Raw genomic sequence first — 289 nt, 5'->3', positions numbered from 1 at the left:
GGTTAACCAAGCCACGACCATCGGTTCCCATGATCTTTGGTGCCAAATAGACAACCAGCTCATCGACGAGTTGTTGCTCTATAAAGCTAGCGGCTAATGTCGCTCCAGCTTCCACCCAGATGTGGTTTATATTGTGTTCGCGAGCAAGTTTTGCAAGTAGCTCGGGTAAATCAATGTGCTTTTGTTGGCTATTTTTTTGCTCAGAAATCACCAACACCTCACCATCTGTATGAAACAGGCGCAGTTCTGGGGTCAGTTCTGGGGTCATGTTTTGCTGACGGTCTAAGAT

Annotated in this window: 1 protein-coding gene; it reads right to left on the bottom strand. The window is 46.7% G+C overall.

The genetic code is table 11. From position 1 onward, the window contains the following. Positions 1 to 289: RibD family protein (locus tag AB4585_RS25260; protein WP_372171515.1), on the bottom strand; the 289-nt coding region annotated here is incomplete at both ends.

This window comes from Vibrio sp. 10N.222.49.C9, from assembly GCF_041474985.1.
Lineage (GTDB): Bacteria > Pseudomonadota > Gammaproteobacteria > Enterobacterales > Vibrionaceae > Vibrio > Vibrio crassostreae_C.
The sequence above is the reverse complement of the archived record's forward strand: the minus strand, read 5'-3'. Positions and strand labels throughout refer to the sequence as shown.